Source organism: Haemophilus aegyptius, assembly GCF_900475885.1.
Classification (GTDB): Bacteria; Pseudomonadota; Gammaproteobacteria; order Enterobacterales; family Pasteurellaceae; genus Haemophilus; species Haemophilus influenzae.
In genome coordinates this window covers 1,977,445-1,993,258 of record NZ_LS483429.1, presented here as the reverse complement: position 1 = coordinate 1,993,258, position 15,814 = coordinate 1,977,445, and the positions used below count along the sequence as shown (strand labels likewise).

The window sequence follows — 15,814 nt, the reverse complement described above, 5'->3', positions numbered from 1 at the left end:
AAAAGGATCCTTATTGTTTTTGTAATAGAGAAAAGTGCGGTAAAAATTGTCGGAGATTTTACAATAAATGCGTGGAAAGATCTTCTAAAAAATCCAAGTTTGACCTTTCACTTAAGCAGATTATAGAACAGAAAAAGATGCGCCAGTAAGGTATAGATATAGCATGTCTAGTCCATCTGGCGCATTTTAATTTAGAATTTCATTTCTAATGTTAAGGTATAGTTTCGTCCTGATGCCGCGTAGCGAGTATAGTTACCAATATTTTGATGTTGATTGACCGCACCTTGTGCTGTTTGACGCACCGCTTCCCAAGTGACATAGCGATAGTTGAATAAATTATATATCCCTAATCGAAGCATAATATTTTTATTCACCATGTAATAACCCGATACATCTAAGATATGCCATGCCCGAGTAAGTTTTCTTGTTGATTTTACATCCCTTGAATTGTTACCTAATGCACGTTTTCCTAGCAATTCATTTTGAGATTTTGCTTTTGATTGGGTAAAGGTAGCATTTACTCCCCAAGTATTACTTATATGATCATAGCCTAAACCAATGATATAACGGCTGGGCTGAATGGCATCAAATAAATAACTGCTTACGGAGGCTAAACCAGCATTGATTTTTTGATCTTTAACTTTTACTCGGTTATAAGCAAATGTTGCATACCAACCGTAGGGAATACGTTTCCATAAACCATTAAAATCTAATTGTGCAGTTATATTTATGCCAACTAATTTTGCATTTTGTGCATTATGATATCCATAATTGCCCTTTCCAGTAGTTCCATTTTTACTAAGTTCTTCAGCAAAGGCGATAAGATTTCGATAAGCATTACTAAAATGACTGATCTCAATATTACCAAAATCCCCTTTTAGAGCGAGACCAAACTCTTGGTTACGAGATGTTTCAGGCTTAAATTTACCTACATAAACCTCGTCATTCTTGCCACCATACCGCCAACCATACATTTCAGCAAAACTAGGATTTCTAAATCCAGTAGAAAGGCGATAAGAAAGATCAAGCCATTCCGTTGGTTTTATGACAATACCAGTATTCCAAGAGAAATTTTTAAATTTACCAACACTAATAGTTGATTCATTAGCTTTTGTACGAGATACGTCATACCGAATACCTAAACCTAAATCAACGTATTTCCCTAATGCCATATTATTGCGTGCTGCGAAATAATAATTTTTCCCTTTAATTAACCGCACTTTACAGTCACTGTAATTAGAGGACTTACCTTGATAATTACAATGATCTTGTCCTACAAAATCTACTTTTGGTGTTGGGTAGAAGTAAGGACTTAATTTTAAACCATTTCTTGTTTCACCAACTTTCGCAATACTATTTGCCGTAGCGGTAACACGTCGAGTTAAATAATCTTTATGCTGAAGCGCTGAAGTAAAGTCATCAAAACCAAGATTGAAGACAATTTGATGAGTAAGCCAATTTTGTTGAATTTTTTTCTCTAAATTCAATTGCAACATATTATGTTTTTCTTTATAAACATTTCTATCAGAACGATAGTATGAATAAGGTTTATCAAGTGTTGGGCGGCAATTCTTACTTGGATTAGGATAAAGACTGCAATGCGTATGTCGCATATAACTGTCAAGTATGATGTTTTGTTGATTAGCACTTAACACTGCTTTGTCAATGATTCCCACTTTGTTCTTATTTTCGTAAATATATTCAATACCTACACGCTGTTTTCTATGGTGTTCATCGAAATAAAGCCCACTTGCATATTTAACGCCTCGGCCATCCTCAATATGTTGATATGCACCATGATCTTGCTTTGGATAAAAAGGGCGATTTGCTAAATCCCCTTTTTCTGTTGGGCTTAAATAAGCGGGAAATGTCATATCACGGATATCAAATTTTTGTTGTGTGAATTCAAAAATACCACCAATATAATGTTGTTCAGAAAAATGATACCCTCCTCTTAAAAACCAAGACTGGCTTTCATATTTCATTGGATTAGGTTTGATACGGTTAGCCCCCGTATAATCTGAAACGCTTACGGTTTCGCTTTGGGAGGATAACTTCGCAGGTGGTTTGGCTGAAGGTATACACTTGTCATAACCATTTGGACACTCATCTTCCATCACAAAGTATGCAGATTGATCCTCTGTTGTGGCGATGAATCGATTATAACTTTGTACGCCTTTTAATGCATCTTTATGGACTTGGGTTTCAATTGAATTTCGTTGAGTGTAAATAGCAAGTCCTTCAAATCCACCTTGTTTTCCTGCTACAGCTAAAGAATGGGTAAAGCCTTTATTTTTGCTTGAATAAGCATTTTTAGTTTGAATTCCCCATGATTTGTCTCCTTCTAAGATATCGGCTGCTGATTTGCTTTGAAATGTTACAGAACCAGCTAGTGCTCCATTACCATACTCAGAAGAACTCCCCCCCTTGCTTATTTCGACGGCCTTTACATTTTCATATTCAATTTCATTAATTGCACCAGTGCCAGAATATCCTGAACGAGCAACTAAAGGGCTTTGCACTACATAAGATTGCGTTTGAGGTAAACCATCTACTAATAAAGCAACTCTATTTCGGTCCATACCACGAATAGAATATCCAGAACTTGCACCGCGGCCTTGTTCTACAACTGAAATCCCTGGATCATAGCGTGTTAGATCACGAATATTTAATACTTGTTCTCGGCTGATACTTTCACTAGTTTTGATAATTTTGCCAAGTCCAGTTACTTCATTATCTTTACGATCTCTTATTTTTTCTGCAGTGACTGAGATAGTTTCTAATTCTGAATCTTCTGTACTTTGAGTGTCCACTTCAGATGATATAGCTTCTTTTGTATCTTTTATACTTTGAGTTTCTGCTTTTACATAGCATGAAATTAAAAGACAAGAAATAATACTTAGGCGAAAATAGGGTTTTTTAGTCATTTTTAGTATTCCATTATTTGTTTTTTTCTACTTGTTGTTTGTTTCTACTTGTTTTTTAGCACCAAAGACAACTGCAGCTCTTGCATTTGGTGAATTGGGTGGTGAAGGTACGGCTGGGGAATTTTTAGCTGTAGAATTTCCGTTATAGGTGAAATAACCGCCTAATTCTGTAGCGTTCGGTCCATAAAATGCCCCATTTACTTCAGTTGTAATATTAATTGGGGTACTTTTAGTTTGACTATTGTTACCATCTATTACAAAATTTGTTGCGGTTGCTGTACCAGTGAAGTCATTCTTACCACTTTGAAGGTCTGCAGTAATTTTAAATACGGTATTTCCATTATCGTGTCGTTTTAATTCGCCTGTTAGCTTTTTATCGGCAAAATTTACATTAAACTCGGCGACAGCATTGTTATTTTGTTGTTTATTTCCTGTAGTGGAATAAGATGTTGTACCATCACCAATATAACCAAACCAACTACCATGATATTTCACGTTTCCCATTGTAGGAATTTCAGAACTGGGAGTACGGTGACCTAATAAGAATTGATAATAAGTCTTGATAGATGTTGTCGTTTGTTTGTCTTTTTCTTCTTTGTCTTTTTGTTTTTCTTTGCCATTTTCTCCATTTAATGGGTCTTCATAATACATACCAAATTTCACATAGCTTAGATTCTTGCAACATGCTTCTACTTTATATCTTTTATTTCCAATATCGTGATGTTTACTCGTTACGAAGTCATCAGTTTTTTCTTCAGGTAAAAGAGGAACAGGGTAATTATCAATTAAAAGGTAATCAGCTTCACCAAAACTTGATATATTTTCTGTCGTAAAGTTTTTTTCATCGGTTTTTACATCGGTTGTTGTATTGGTTGTTTTATTGGTTTTTGCATCGGTTTTTTTAGTAGAGAAAGTAATTAGCTTGCCATCAATTAAGGTTTCTTTGGATAACGCTTTGTTTTTTGTTTCTTCCGTTTCTTTGGCACTAAATACCCCAAAAACTCGGTTATCGCCAGCTAAAAATTTTCCCCCTAGTTCTTCAGCATTAGGCCCATAAAAACCACCTTCTAATGTTCCCTCGCTGGTAAAGGGATGTTCTTCAGAATCTTTTGGGGTTGTTGGCTTTACTTTACCTCTGAATCTATTACTATAAATATCGGCATCTATATCATAGAGTTTATGTTTTCTATTTTCATCTTTATTAAGCTCTGTTTTCCTTTTATTATAATAAAGTTCTCCAGTGAGCTTTTTCGTACCAAAATCTACACTAAATTCACTTGTTAAGCCCGCGTCACCGTTTTCTAAATCAATATCTTCTGGAGTAGCACTACGTCGAGAATAAGCTTGACCGCCAGAATTTCTCAACAATTCATAAGTCTTGCCATTTTTAGTTGCAGTGATGAAGTTCCAAGTTCCTTTGTATTCAGCTACACCGTTTACTGGCAAGTTTGTTGCAGTTTGATTACCATAATAAAACGCATATCCATAGTAACCTAAATAAAGCTTGTTATTTTTAGGATCGTTTAAATTCCACGATTGAATATAATAAAGCCCTGAATATACATATTTTTGTCCATGACGATTTTCGGTTGGATGTGTTGCGCTAGGCTCGTCTATTGAGCCAACTGGATTTGTATGGCGTTTATTTTCTTTTTCAACATCAGCTTTAATCGTAGAAAGTGAGGAAAAATATGATATATAGTCATTTTCATTTAAGAGACTAGGTTCTTCCTTACTACGAAGATTCTGAGCCACTAACTTCATCCCTCCCCCTAAAGAAGGAATGGACAACTTTTTCAAATTAGATTTTGTTCTTGAACTTGAAGTATCGTCTTGATAACGTGGTTTAGAAGAGGAGGGATTAGAGACGTCATCTACATCAAAAGACCCTCCTCCGCTACAAGCACTTAGTAAAAAGGAAAGTCCACCAGTGATAAGAGGTACAGATTTCATAGAATTAATACTTATACAAAATTGATAATAATTCGCATTATTGTTCTTTTTTTGTAATAATGTCAAGTTAGAGTTTTTTAAGTTCATGGATAAAATATGAAAAATGGCGTAAAACAAATTTCTCTCTTATCATTAATAGGCTTATCATTACCGAATGTAGCTTGGGCAGATGTTGCACGTCCTAAAAATGATACATTGACAAATACGATTCAAAGTGCGGAATTAAAAACCTCCTCTTTTTCTTCTATGCCTAAGAAAGAAATACCAAATAGGCATATTATTTCTCTTTCCAAAAGCCAATTAGCACAACATCCAAGACTTGTTTTGCGTGGGTTAATTCTTGCTTTATATCAAAATAACACTCAGGCAGTTCAACTGTTATTACCACTATATAAACAATTTCCTCAGCAAGATAATTTCTTACTCACTTGGGCAAAGGCTATTGAAGCGCGTGAACAAGGCGATTTAACTCAATCTATTGCTTATTATCGTGAATTATTCGCTCTAGACGCATCTTTACTACCTTTGCGTTATCAATTAGCTCAAGCCCTATTTTTTAACTATGAAAATGAATCTGCCAAAATTCAATTTGAAAAATTACGTACAGAGGTAGATGATGAAAAATTTTTAGGTGTTATTGATCAGTATCTTTTAACACTAAATCAGCGGAATCAATGGATATGGCAAGTAGGCTTAAATTTTTTAAATGATGATAATTTGAATAACGCTCCAAAAAGTGGCACAAAAATTGGTAATTGGACCGCTTGGGAAAAAGAAAGTGGGAAGGGGGTAGGGTATTCTTTATCAGTAGAAAAAAAATGGCCGTGGGCAGATCATTTTTTTAGTAAAACTATGTTTAATGGGAATGGAAAATATTATTGGGATAATAAAAAATACAATGAGGCTACTTTTCGTATAGGTGGTGGTTTAGGTTATCAAACTGCCTTAGTTGAAGTCTCGTTGTTTCCTTTTCAAGAAAAACGCTGGTATGCAGGCGGTAGCTCTGGAACGAATACAATGAAGCAATATGCGGATAAATTGGGTATTCGTTTAGAAAACGTAGATTGGCTAAGTAAAACTTGGCAAATTTCTACCGCACTTGAGTATGGAAAATCTCGTTATAAAACCCGAAAACATTTAGATGGTGATTATTATTTCATTTCATCAACACTATTTTATTTACCTAAAAGCACTCAATTTTGGTTTGTTGGCATGGATTTTCATCGAGAAAATACACAAGCATTAGATAATGCTTATCAACAAAAGACATTGAGATTTGGTTGGGGGCAGGATTGGTCTTATGGTATTTCATCACGTTTTACTTTTAGTTATGCCAACCGAGTGTATAGAGAGAAAGATTTGATTGGGATACAGCAAAAAAATCGTGAATACACAACCACAATTACTTTATGGCATCGAAATATACATTTTATGGGATTAACACCTAAATTATCGTGGGATTATCAAAAATCCACTAGTAATCATGCTTTTTATCGTTATGATAAAAATAGAATTTATCTCGAAATTGGAAAAATATTTTAAGGTTGTAAACTAACTGTTGAGTTATCTCTAACATTGTCAAAGTGCATACACTATATTTTTAATATTAGTTTGAAATTTTTTAAAAAATTTCCGTTTCTTATTTGACGAACGCGCATTTTATGACTAGAATTGCACCCTATTTTATTCACTCTTAATTGTATTTAGGTAAATTAAAATGAAACGTACATTTCAACCTTCTGTATTAAAACGTAGTCGTACTCACGGTTTCCGTGCTCGTATGGCAACTAAAAATGGTCGTCAAGTTTTAGCACGTCGCCGTGCTAAAGGTCGTAAAAGTTTATCTGCATAATCACAATTCTTAGTGGTTAAGCTGAACTTTTCAAGGGAGTTACGTTTATTAACTCCCATTCAATTCAAAAATGTTTTCGAACAGCCATTCAGAGCTAGTACTCCCGAAATTACAATCCTTGCTAGAAAAAATAATCTTGAACATCCGCGTTTAGGTTTGACCGTTGCTAAAAAACATTTAAAACGCGCCCACGAGCGTAATCGAATTAAACGCTTAGTACGAGAAAGTTTTCGTTTATCACAGCATCGTTTGCCTGCTTATGATTTTGTTTTTGTAGCTAAAAATGGTATTGGAAAACTCGACAATAGCACATTTGCACAAATACTCGAAAAATTATGGCAGAGACACATTCGCTTGGCACTAAAATCTTAATTAAGATTATTCGTCTTTATCAAATTATGATTAGTCCGTTTATTGGGGCTCGTTGTCGGTTTGTACCTACTTGTTCTTGCTATGGTATTGAAGCATTAAAAACACACGGATTATTAAAAGGTGGTTGGCTTACGCTGAAACGTGTATTAAAATGCCATCCTTTAAACGCAGGTGGATTCGATCCTGTTCCACCAAAAACCAATAATAATGATGAGAAAAAATAATGGATTCAAGACGTAGCCTATTAGTGCTTGCACTGATTTTTATTTCTTTCCTTGTTTATCAGCAATGGCAGTTGGATAAAAATCCACCTGTGCAAACTGAACAAACAACTTCAATAACTGCCACTTCTGACGTTCCGGCAAGTTCCCCTTCTAATTCACAAGCCATAGCAGATTCTCAAACTCGTGGTCGTATTATTACTCTTGAAAACGATGTGTTCCGTTTGAAAATTGATACATTGGGTGGCGATGTAATTAGCTCTGAATTATTAAAATATGATGCAGAATTGAATTCAAAAACACCGTTTGAATTATTAAAAGATACTAAAGAGCATATTTATATTGCGCAAAGTGGTTTAATTGGTAAAAACGGTATTGATACCCGTTCTGGTCGTGCGCAATATCAAATTGAAGGCGATAATTTTAAATTAGCAGAGGGGCAAGAATCTCTTTCTGTACCGCTTCTTTTTGAAAAAGATGGCGTAACTTATCAAAAAATCTTCGTATTAAAACGTGGTAGCTATGATTTAGGCGTAGATTACAAGATTGATAACCAAAGTGGTCAAGCTATTGAAGTTGAGCCTTATGGTCAATTGAAGCATTCTATTGTTGAAAACTCTGGTAATGTTGCAATGCCTACTTATACTGGCGGTGCATATTCTTCTTCAGAAACTAACTATAAAAAATATAGTTTTAGTGATATGCAAGATAATAATCTTTCTATTGATACTAAAGCTGGTTGGGTTGCGGTGTTACAACATTATTTCGTTTCTGCGTGGATCCCAAATCAAGATGTAAATAATCAACTTTATACAATTACAGATAGTAAAAATAATGTTGCATCAATTGGTTATCGTGGTCCTGTTGTCACTATTCCTGCTGGTAGCCAAGAGACGATTACAAGTTCATTGTGGATTGGCCCTAAACTTCAAAATCAAATGGCAACTGTCGCAAATAATTTAGATTTAACTGTTGATTATGGTTGGGCTTGGTTTATTGCTAAACCGTTATTCTGGTTATTAACCTTTATTCAAGGGATTGTGTCTAACTGGGGTTTAGCGATTATCTGTGTAACAATTGTAGTGAAAGCAATTTTGTATCCTCTTACAAAAGCACAATATACTTCAATGGCTAAAATGCGTATTTTGCAACCGAAAATGCAAGAAATGCGTGAACGTTTTGGAGATGATCGCCAACGTATGAGCCAAGAAATGATGAAACTTTATAAAGAAGAAAAAGTAAATCCACTTGGTGGTTGTTTGCCAATTCTTCTTCAAATGCCAATTTTCATTGCATTGTACTGGACGTTCTTAGAAGCCGTTGAATTACGCCACGCGCCGTTCTTTGGTTGGATTCAAGACTTATCAGCACAAGATCCTTATTACATTCTCCCTATTTTAATGGGTATCTCAATGTTCTTGTTGCAAAAAATGTCGCCAACACCGGTAACTGACCCAACACAACAAAAAGTAATGAATTTTATGCCATTAGTTTTTATGTTCTTTTTCTTGTGGTTCCCTGCTGGTTTAGTGTTGTATTGGTTAGTTTCCAACTTAATTACAATCGCCCAACAGCAATTAATTTATCGTGGATTAGAGAAAAAAGGGTTGCATTCTCGTAAGAAATAGTCACGAACAGGCAAAAAGAAAGGCACGGAATGTGCCTTTCTTTATTATTTGATCTTAATATATTCTGCATTTTGTAGAGATAGAGTTTTTTAGTAGAAACAGGGATAAGCGTTATCCCTCTAAATTAAAAGTGCGGCTAGATTTTAAAGAGTTTTTTATGAAAGAAACAATCGTTGCTCAAGCTACTGCACCAGGTCGTGGTGGCATTGGGATTTTAAGGGTCTCTGGGCCTTTAGCAACAAAAGTTGCTCAAGCTATATTAGGTAAATGCCCGAAGCCAAGAATGGCAGATTATCTTCCTTTTAAAGATGCTGATGGCACTATTTTAGATCAAGGGATTGCGCTTTATTTCAAATCGCCAAATTCATTTACTGGTGAAGATGTATTGGAATTGCAAGGTCACGGTGGGCAGGTTGTATTAGATTTATTACTCAAACGTATTTTACAAATTGATGGAATCCGTTTGGCGAGACCAGGCGAGTTTTCTGAACAAGCTTTTTTGAATGATAAATTGGATCTTGCTCAAGCGGAAGCGATTGCGGATTTAATTTATGCAACATCAGAACAAGCGGTACGCTCTGCATTAAAATCTTTGCAAGGTGAATTTTCTAAAAAAGTAAATGAATTAGTTGATTCTGTGATTTACTTACGCACCTATGTAGAAGCAAGCATTGACTTTCCTGATGAAGAAATTGATTTCTTGGCAGATGGAAAAATTGAAGCAAACTTACGTGGCATTATTAATCAGTTGGAAGATGTTCGCTCTGAAGCTAAACAAGGTTCTATTTTACGTGAAGGAATGAAAGTCGTGATTGCTGGTCGTCCGAATGCAGGCAAATCGAGCTTGCTTAATGCCCTTGCTGGTCGCGAAGCAGCTATCGTCACGGATATTGCAGGTACAACCCGTGATGTATTGCGTGAGCATATTCATATTGACGGTATGCCATTGCATATTATTGATACCGCAGGTCTTCGAGATGCAATCGATGAAGTAGAGCGTATTGGGATTTCTCGTGCTTGGACAGAGATTGAACAAGCCGATCGTATTATTTTAATGTTAGATAGTAGCGATCCTGAAAGTGCAGATTTAAGCAAAGTGCGGTCAGAATTTTTAGCAAAATTACCCTCAACCTTGCCAGTTACTATTGTTCGAAACAAAATTGATTTAAATGGTGAACAAGCAAGTGAAAGCGAACAGGGCGGTTATCAAATGATTAGTCTTTCCGCTCACACGCATGATGGCGTACAACTTTTACGTGAACATTTGAAACAAGCAATGGGTTTCCAAGCTGGCATGGAAGGGGGATTTTTAGCTCGCCGCCGTCATTTAGATGCGCTGGATAAAGCCGCAGAGCATTTACAAATCGGTTTGGTTCAACTTACAGAATTTCACGAAGGAGAACTTTTAGCGGAAGAATTACGCTTAGTTCAAAGCTATTTAAGTGAAATTACGGGTCAATTCACATCCGATGATTTACTTGGTAATATTTTTAGCTCTTTCTGCATTGGAAAATAGGAAGCGTAAAGTGCGGTCATTTTTTGGCAAAATTTAAATCAAAAGCGGCAATATTTGGTGGTGTTTTGTTGATAGGAATTGCTATTAGCTGGCTTTGTGAGGATGGCGTTTTCACTTTTTAAGATGCTAATTTTTTACGTTTAGATTATAATCGGGAAAATTTTATATTTATAACAAGGGTTATAGAATGTTAATTGAAAAAATGCACAATTTAACAAACTCAAAGATTTCTAAATTTATCTTAGGTTTGATTACTGTATCGTTTCTAGTTGGTGGAATGTCTGGCTATCTTTTTAGCTCAAATGATACTTATGCGGCAAAAGTGAACGGCGAAGTGATTTCTCAACAAGATTTTTTAAATCGCTATAATCAAGAATTTGAAATACGCGCACAACGTGAGGGAGAGGCGTTTGTGGCTCAGTCTGATTCTCCTGAATTTGTTACCGCACTTCGTCAAAATATCGTTAATCTAATGATTGATCAAGAATTACTTCGCCAATATGTTAAAGAATTAAAATTAGGCGTGAGTGATGAAATGATTAAACGTGCAATCGTGACCGATCCTAATTTTCAAGTAAAGGGTAAATTTGATAATGCTGTTTATCAACGAATATTACAACAAAATCATTTAACTTCAGATGGTTACGCTTCAATTTTGCGTGCTTCGTTACCTCTTGAACAAATACAAAATGGCGTTGCTAACAGTGAATTTATTGTTCCTGCTCAAGTAAAAAATAGCGCAGAAGTTTTCTTTCAAAAGCGTTTAGCTCGTTTAGCAACTTTATCTCTTGCAGATGAAATGGCAAAACAATCAGTCTCTGATGATGAAATCAAAACGTATTATGAAGCTAATCAAAAGTCTTTTGTTCAGCCAGAGCAGGTTAAAGTTCAGTATATTGATCTTTCTGCAGATAACATCAGTAGAAATCTTCAAGTTACAGATGTAGAAATTGCGCAATATTATCAAGATAATAAAGCACAATTTATGACGCAACATTTAGCACATATTCAATTTGCAAATGAACAAGATGCGAAAGTGGCTTACGAGGAATTACAGAAAGGGGCAAATTTCGCTGATGTCGCTAAAGCGAAATCTTTGGATAAAATTTCTGGTGAGAATGGCGGGGATTTAGGCTGGGTAAATGAGAATGAATTACCAAAAGCCTTTGAAGATGCCGCAGCTGCATTGCAGGTAGGGCAATATAGCCAACCAATCAATGTGGATGGCAATTACCATATTGTGTTAGTGCAAGAACGTAAAGCGCAAAGTTTGGAGAATGTGAAAGCTCAAATTGCAGATTTAGTTCGTAAATCTTTAATGGAGAGTCGTTATTTTTCTTTAGAAAAACAAGCGAGTGATAAGGCTTTTGAAGACAGTAAGTTTCTTAATACTGCAGCACAAGCAGCAGGTGTTAAGGTTCAAGAGAGCGATTATTTTTCTCGTCAAAATGTGCCAGCTGGATTAAATTTTCCTAATGTTATTTACACAATATTTGAATCAGATACTACGAATGTTGGTATGAATTCTGAACCAATTAATGTAGGCGATTATCACACAATTATTGTACGTGTGTTGGATCGCAAAGCAGAGGGCGTAAAAAGTTTAGAAGAGGCTAAAATAGATATTGAAACTTTCTTAAAACGTCAGAAAGCTGAGAATGCGCTTAATGAAAAAGCACAACAAGCAGTGAAAAAATTAAATGAAAACCCTGAATCAAAAGTAGATGGCATTAATTTCTCAAGTGAGCAGACTTTTACTTTAAGTGAAAATAAAGATCCTATTTTAACAAATGGCATATTTTCAATTGCTAAACCTGAATCAAGTAAAGCTCTTTATCAAGTGGTGCATAATTCAAATGGCGATGTCGTTGTTGTCGCTTTGAATAAGGTTGAACAAGGCAGTTTAAGTGAAAAAGAATTGTCGCAATTTGCTATGCAATTATTGCGTAGTCATCAATCTGAATTACAAGTTCAGTTAATACAAGGATTACGTGAGAGAGCGAAAATTGAGGTAAATGATTCTTTCATCAATCAAGATGATGAAGCACAACAATAGTAGGTTAAATTATAATTTGAGATAAATTCTGCTCAAAAGTGCGGTAAATTTCACCGCACTTTTTTACTTTTGTGCGAAAGGAAGTTAATGATGTTCGGGAAAAAAATAATTCATTCTAAAACAATATGGTTTTATTTTTTATTGTTTCTCTTTTCTATATTTACCAATATGGGATTAGGCAATGTATTAAGTGAGAATATTCCTGTTTCAGATTACGCAATTTTATTTGTTATCACTGCGATTTCTTTTTATTTCACCCCTTGGATTGGGCGAATATTAATCACTGTATTATTCCTCAGCGCGCTATTTTATTGCTCTGCTGGTTTTTTCTATGGTATTCCATCTTTGGGTATTATCGCTTCGATTTATGAAACGAATATTAATGAAACCTTGGAATACTACACAACCATTCCTTTTTGGATATTTTTATTTCAAGCTAGTTATCTCATCCTATTTGTTGCTTTAATCAAATTAAGCTTTCATGTTAAACAGCAAGCATTTAAATGGCTAAATACAGCTGTTATCGGCATATTATTAGTTTTTTCTTACAATCAATTTGCTGATTGGAACTATGCGTATAAATTCCGTTTTTATCCAGTTCTTTTCTACTCAGAATTTGATCGTATGAATGATCTGTATTTAGAACAACGAGATTTTCTAAATCAATCCGTTAATGCGCCTTCTCAATGGGATATTCAATCTTTTATGCCAAAATATAAAAATTATATTTTGATTATCGGTGAAAGCATGCGAAAAGATTATATGTCGTTATATGGCTTTCCACTGAAAACCACGCCATTTTTAGAGCGTGTGAAAGGCACAGTTTTTGAAAATTATTATTCTGCGGCACCGAATACGCAACCGTCTTTACAACGCACCTTATATCGAGCAGAAAAAGAGGAAACCGTTTATACGGATAATATTATTTCTTTAGCCAAAAAAGCGGGCGTGAAAACTTATTGGATTTCTAATCAAGGCAAAATTGGTGAATTTGATACGATGGCCTCTCGTATTGGTCAAAGTGCGGATGAAACGATTTTTATGAAGCCGTTAGGTTACAATTCTAAAAAAGTTTATGACGAGGAAATGTTGCCTGTATTAAATAAAGCTTTAAAAGAAAATATTAACAATCCAAAATTAATTGTGATTCATTTAATGGGCTCTCATCCTGCATTTTGTGAGCGTCTTCCGTACGAGGTTAAAAATTATTTTATTAATCAATCTATGTCTTGTTATTTAGAATCAATTAAATATACGGATCAATTTTTAGAAAAATTAAATTTACAATTGGTGGCTCAAAATGAACCCTATTCGGTAATTTACTTTTCTGATCACGGGCTTGCTCATTATGAGGATTCTGAAGGTTTATCATTGCATCCAAATAATCTTTATAAACAAGATTATGAAATTCCTTTCGTTATATTTTCCAGTGATAGTAAAAAGCTAGAAAAAATAAAAACGCCACAATCGGCATTTAATTTTGTTTATGGTTTTGCTGATTGGATGGGGATTAAGGAAAAACATTTACAAGGCGTAGATTTCTTCCATCCTGAAAAACAGGAAATTAAAGTATTTGATTGGAAAAATGTTGTGAATGTTAAAGAGTTGGCTGATGATCCAGCAAAATTACCAAAATATGTTCAGTAAATAAGATCCTGCTTTATCATTTATCGGCTTATGCTAGAATTAGCGCAATTTTTTTAAAAGGGAAATATTATGTCCAAAAAATCAGGGCTTTCATTTTTATGGTTAAGTGCGGTCGCTTTTGTGGTTGATTTACTCACAAAATACATTGTGGTACAAAAATTTGATTTATATGAAAGTGTTAATCTTTTGCCTGTTTTCAATCTTACCTATGTTCGCAATTATGGCGCGGCATTTAGTTTCTTAGCGGATCATAGTGGCTGGCAACAATATTTCTTTATTTTGTTGGCATTGGCTATTTCAGGTATGTTGGTTTATTTTTTAGCAAAAAATAATGCCGAACAAAAAATCCAAAATTCTGCTTATGCACTGATTATTGGTGGGGCGTTAGCTAATATGGCAGATCGCGCTTACAATGGTTTCGTTGTGGATTTCTTTGATTTTTACTGGGATATTTACCATTATCCAGTGTTTAATATTGCTGATATTGCTATTTGTATTGGCGCAGGGTTATTAGCATTAGATGCGTTTAAAAGCGAAAAGAAAAAAGTACAAGATAAACAAGTAGAAAAGTGCGGTCAAAAATGAAGATAATTTTAGCCAATCCACGAGGATTTTGTGCCGGTGTAGACCGTGCGATTAGTATCGTTGAACTTGCCTTAGAAATTCACGGCGCACCGATTTATGTTCGTCACGAAGTGGTGCATAACCGATTTGTTGTGAACGGATTGCGTGAGCGTGGTGCGATTTTTGTGGAAGAATTAAGTCAAGTGCCTGATGGTGCGATCGTGATTTTTTCTGCACACGGTGTGTCTCAAGCGGTTCGGCAAGAAGCAAAAGATCGTAATCTCAAAGTATTTGATGCAACCTGTCCTTTGGTGACTAAAGTGCATATGCAGGTTGCGCGTGCAAGTCGAAAGGGTACAAAAGCGATTTTGATTGGGCATAAAGGGCATCCTGAAGTTGAAGGCACAATGGGGCAGTATAGCAATGAAGATGGCGGTATTTTCCTAATTGAAAAAGTAGAAGATATTGCACGTTTGCCAATGCAAGAAAATGATAATTTAACCTTTATGACGCAAACGACGTTGTCGCTAGATGATACGGCTGAAACTATTGCTGCATTAAAGGAAAAATATCCCGCTATTCAAGGACCACATAAAAACGATATTTGTTATGCGACAACTAATCGTCAAGAAGCGGTGCGTGAATTAGCAAGATTATCAGATTTAGTGTTGGTTGTAGGTTCTAAAAATTCATCCAATTCAAATCGTTTAGCTGAACTGGCTTCTCGAATGGGGGTTAAATCACAGCTTCTTGATGATCCTGCCGATATTCAAGCTGATTGGTTTAATGATGTAAAAACCATTGGGATTACAGCTGGTGCTTCTGCGCCAGAGGAATTAGTTCAATCGATTATTTCTCGTTTAAAAAGGTTTGGTGCGAATTCCATAGAAGAACTGCAAGGTTTAGAAGAAAATATGTTCTTTGAGGTGCCAAAAGAGCTGAGAATAAAAGAAGTTAATTAATACTAAGGGCTTGTCGTAAATGATAAGCCCTTTGTTTTTTCATTCAAATTAAGAATTTTTGCGATCGAGATCGCAAAAGTGCGGTCAGTTTCTTGAGGGTTTTTGCAAGGCAGGAA

Annotated in this window: 12 protein-coding genes; 10 read left to right on the top strand and 2 right to left on the bottom strand. The window is 35.3% G+C overall.

What is annotated here, in order from left to right; translation table 11 throughout:
* Nucleotides 1-191: 191 nt before the first annotated feature.
* Nucleotides 192-2,927: a transferrin-binding protein Tbp1 gene (gene tbp1 / locus DQN49_RS10115; RefSeq protein ID WP_006995640.1), complete on the bottom strand. Its 2,736-nt coding sequence runs from the start codon at nucleotides 2,925-2,927 to the stop codon at nucleotides 192-194.
* A gap of 27 nt (nucleotides 2,928-2,954) precedes the next feature.
* Entirely contained in the window at nucleotides 2,955-4,880 is a 1,926-nt protein-coding gene (locus DQN49_RS10110; protein ID WP_032826302.1) for a transferrin-binding protein-like solute binding protein, read from the bottom strand.
* Between the two features lie 96 nt (nucleotides 4,881-4,976).
* Between DQN49_RS10110 and DQN49_RS10105 the strand changes: the two genes are divergently transcribed.
* From DQN49_RS10105 to ispH, 10 genes are all read left to right on the top strand, one after another.
* Nucleotides 4,977-6,422: a surface lipoprotein assembly modifier gene (locus tag DQN49_RS10105; protein ID WP_006995642.1), complete on the top strand. Its 1,446-nt coding sequence runs from the start codon at nucleotides 4,977-4,979 to the stop codon at nucleotides 6,420-6,422.
* Nucleotides 6,423-6,597: 175 nt separating this feature from the next.
* Nucleotides 6,598-6,732 carry a 50S ribosomal protein L34 gene (rpmH, locus tag DQN49_RS10100; RefSeq protein WP_005539760.1) on the top strand — a complete coding sequence of 45 codons (135 nt, stop codon included), beginning with the start codon at nucleotides 6,598-6,600 and terminating at the stop codon, nucleotides 6,730-6,732.
* Nucleotides 6,733-6,744: 12 nt separating this feature from the next.
* Nucleotides 6,745-7,104 carry a ribonuclease P protein component gene (gene rnpA / locus DQN49_RS10095; protein WP_006995643.1) on the top strand — a complete coding sequence of 120 codons (360 nt, stop codon included), beginning with the start codon at nucleotides 6,745-6,747 and terminating at the stop codon, nucleotides 7,102-7,104.
* Nucleotides 7,068-7,328 carry a membrane protein insertion efficiency factor YidD gene (gene yidD / locus DQN49_RS10090; protein WP_005647910.1) on the top strand — a complete coding sequence of 87 codons (261 nt, stop codon included), beginning with the start codon at nucleotides 7,068-7,070 and terminating at the stop codon, nucleotides 7,326-7,328. The genes rnpA and yidD overlap by 37 nt, the downstream gene beginning before the upstream one ends.
* Complete coding sequence (gene yidC, locus DQN49_RS10085; RefSeq protein WP_006995644.1) at nucleotides 7,328-8,953, top strand: membrane protein insertase YidC; 1,626 nt, start codon at nucleotides 7,328-7,330, stop codon at nucleotides 8,951-8,953. The genes yidD and yidC overlap by 1 nt, the downstream gene beginning before the upstream one ends.
* A 157-nt stretch (nucleotides 8,954-9,110) precedes the next feature.
* On the top strand, nucleotides 9,111-10,469 hold the full coding sequence (gene mnmE, locus DQN49_RS10080; protein ID WP_032826266.1) for a tRNA uridine-5-carboxymethylaminomethyl(34) synthesis GTPase MnmE: 1,359 nt from the start codon (nucleotides 9,111-9,113) through the stop codon (nucleotides 10,467-10,469).
* A 187-nt stretch (nucleotides 10,470-10,656) separates the two neighbouring features.
* Nucleotides 10,657-12,525 carry a SurA N-terminal domain-containing protein gene (locus tag DQN49_RS10075; RefSeq protein WP_006995646.1) on the top strand — a complete coding sequence of 623 codons (1,869 nt, stop codon included), beginning with the start codon at nucleotides 10,657-10,659 and terminating at the stop codon, nucleotides 12,523-12,525.
* 87 nt (nucleotides 12,526-12,612) lie between these two features.
* A complete protein-coding gene (locus DQN49_RS10070) occupies nucleotides 12,613-14,172 on the top strand; it encodes a phosphoethanolamine transferase (RefSeq protein WP_006995647.1) in 1,560 nt (519 codons plus the stop codon).
* A gap of 69 nt (nucleotides 14,173-14,241) precedes the next feature.
* Complete coding sequence (gene lspA / locus DQN49_RS10065; protein WP_006995648.1) at nucleotides 14,242-14,757, top strand: signal peptidase II; 516 nt, start codon at nucleotides 14,242-14,244, stop codon at nucleotides 14,755-14,757.
* On the top strand, nucleotides 14,754-15,698 hold the full coding sequence (ispH, locus tag DQN49_RS10060; RefSeq protein ID WP_006995649.1) for a 4-hydroxy-3-methylbut-2-enyl diphosphate reductase: 945 nt from the start codon (nucleotides 14,754-14,756) through the stop codon (nucleotides 15,696-15,698). Before lspA ends, ispH begins: the two co-directional genes overlap by 4 nt.
* The last annotated feature ends 116 nt before the right edge of the window (nucleotides 15,699-15,814 follow it).

Excerpts from the sequence above, each read along its gene's own strand:
- tbp1 (WP_006995640.1), bottom strand. The coding sequence starts at position 2,927 with ATGACTAAAAAACCCTATTTTCGCCTAAGTATTATTTCTTGTCTTTTA.
- DQN49_RS10110 (WP_032826302.1), bottom strand. The coding sequence starts at position 4,880 with ATGAAATCTGTACCTCTTATCACTGGTGGACTTTCCTTTTTACTAAGT.
- DQN49_RS10105 (WP_006995642.1), top strand. The coding sequence starts at position 4,977 with ATGAAAAATGGCGTAAAACAAATTTCTCTCTTATCATTAATAGGCTTA.
- rpmH (WP_005539760.1), top strand. The coding sequence starts at position 6,598 with ATGAAACGTACATTTCAACCTTCTGTATTAAAACGTAGTCGTACTCAC.
- yidD (WP_005647910.1), top strand. The coding sequence starts at position 7,068 with ATGGCAGAGACACATTCGCTTGGCACTAAAATCTTAATTAAGATTATT.
- yidC (WP_006995644.1), top strand. The coding sequence starts at position 7,328 with ATGGATTCAAGACGTAGCCTATTAGTGCTTGCACTGATTTTTATTTCT.
- mnmE (WP_032826266.1), top strand. The coding sequence starts at position 9,111 with ATGAAAGAAACAATCGTTGCTCAAGCTACTGCACCAGGTCGTGGTGGC.
- DQN49_RS10075 (WP_006995646.1), top strand. The coding sequence starts at position 10,657 with ATGTTAATTGAAAAAATGCACAATTTAACAAACTCAAAGATTTCTAAA.
- DQN49_RS10070 (WP_006995647.1), top strand. The coding sequence starts at position 12,613 with ATGATGTTCGGGAAAAAAATAATTCATTCTAAAACAATATGGTTTTAT.
- lspA (WP_006995648.1), top strand. The coding sequence starts at position 14,242 with ATGTCCAAAAAATCAGGGCTTTCATTTTTATGGTTAAGTGCGGTCGCT.
- ispH (WP_006995649.1), top strand. The coding sequence starts at position 14,754 with ATGAAGATAATTTTAGCCAATCCACGAGGATTTTGTGCCGGTGTAGAC.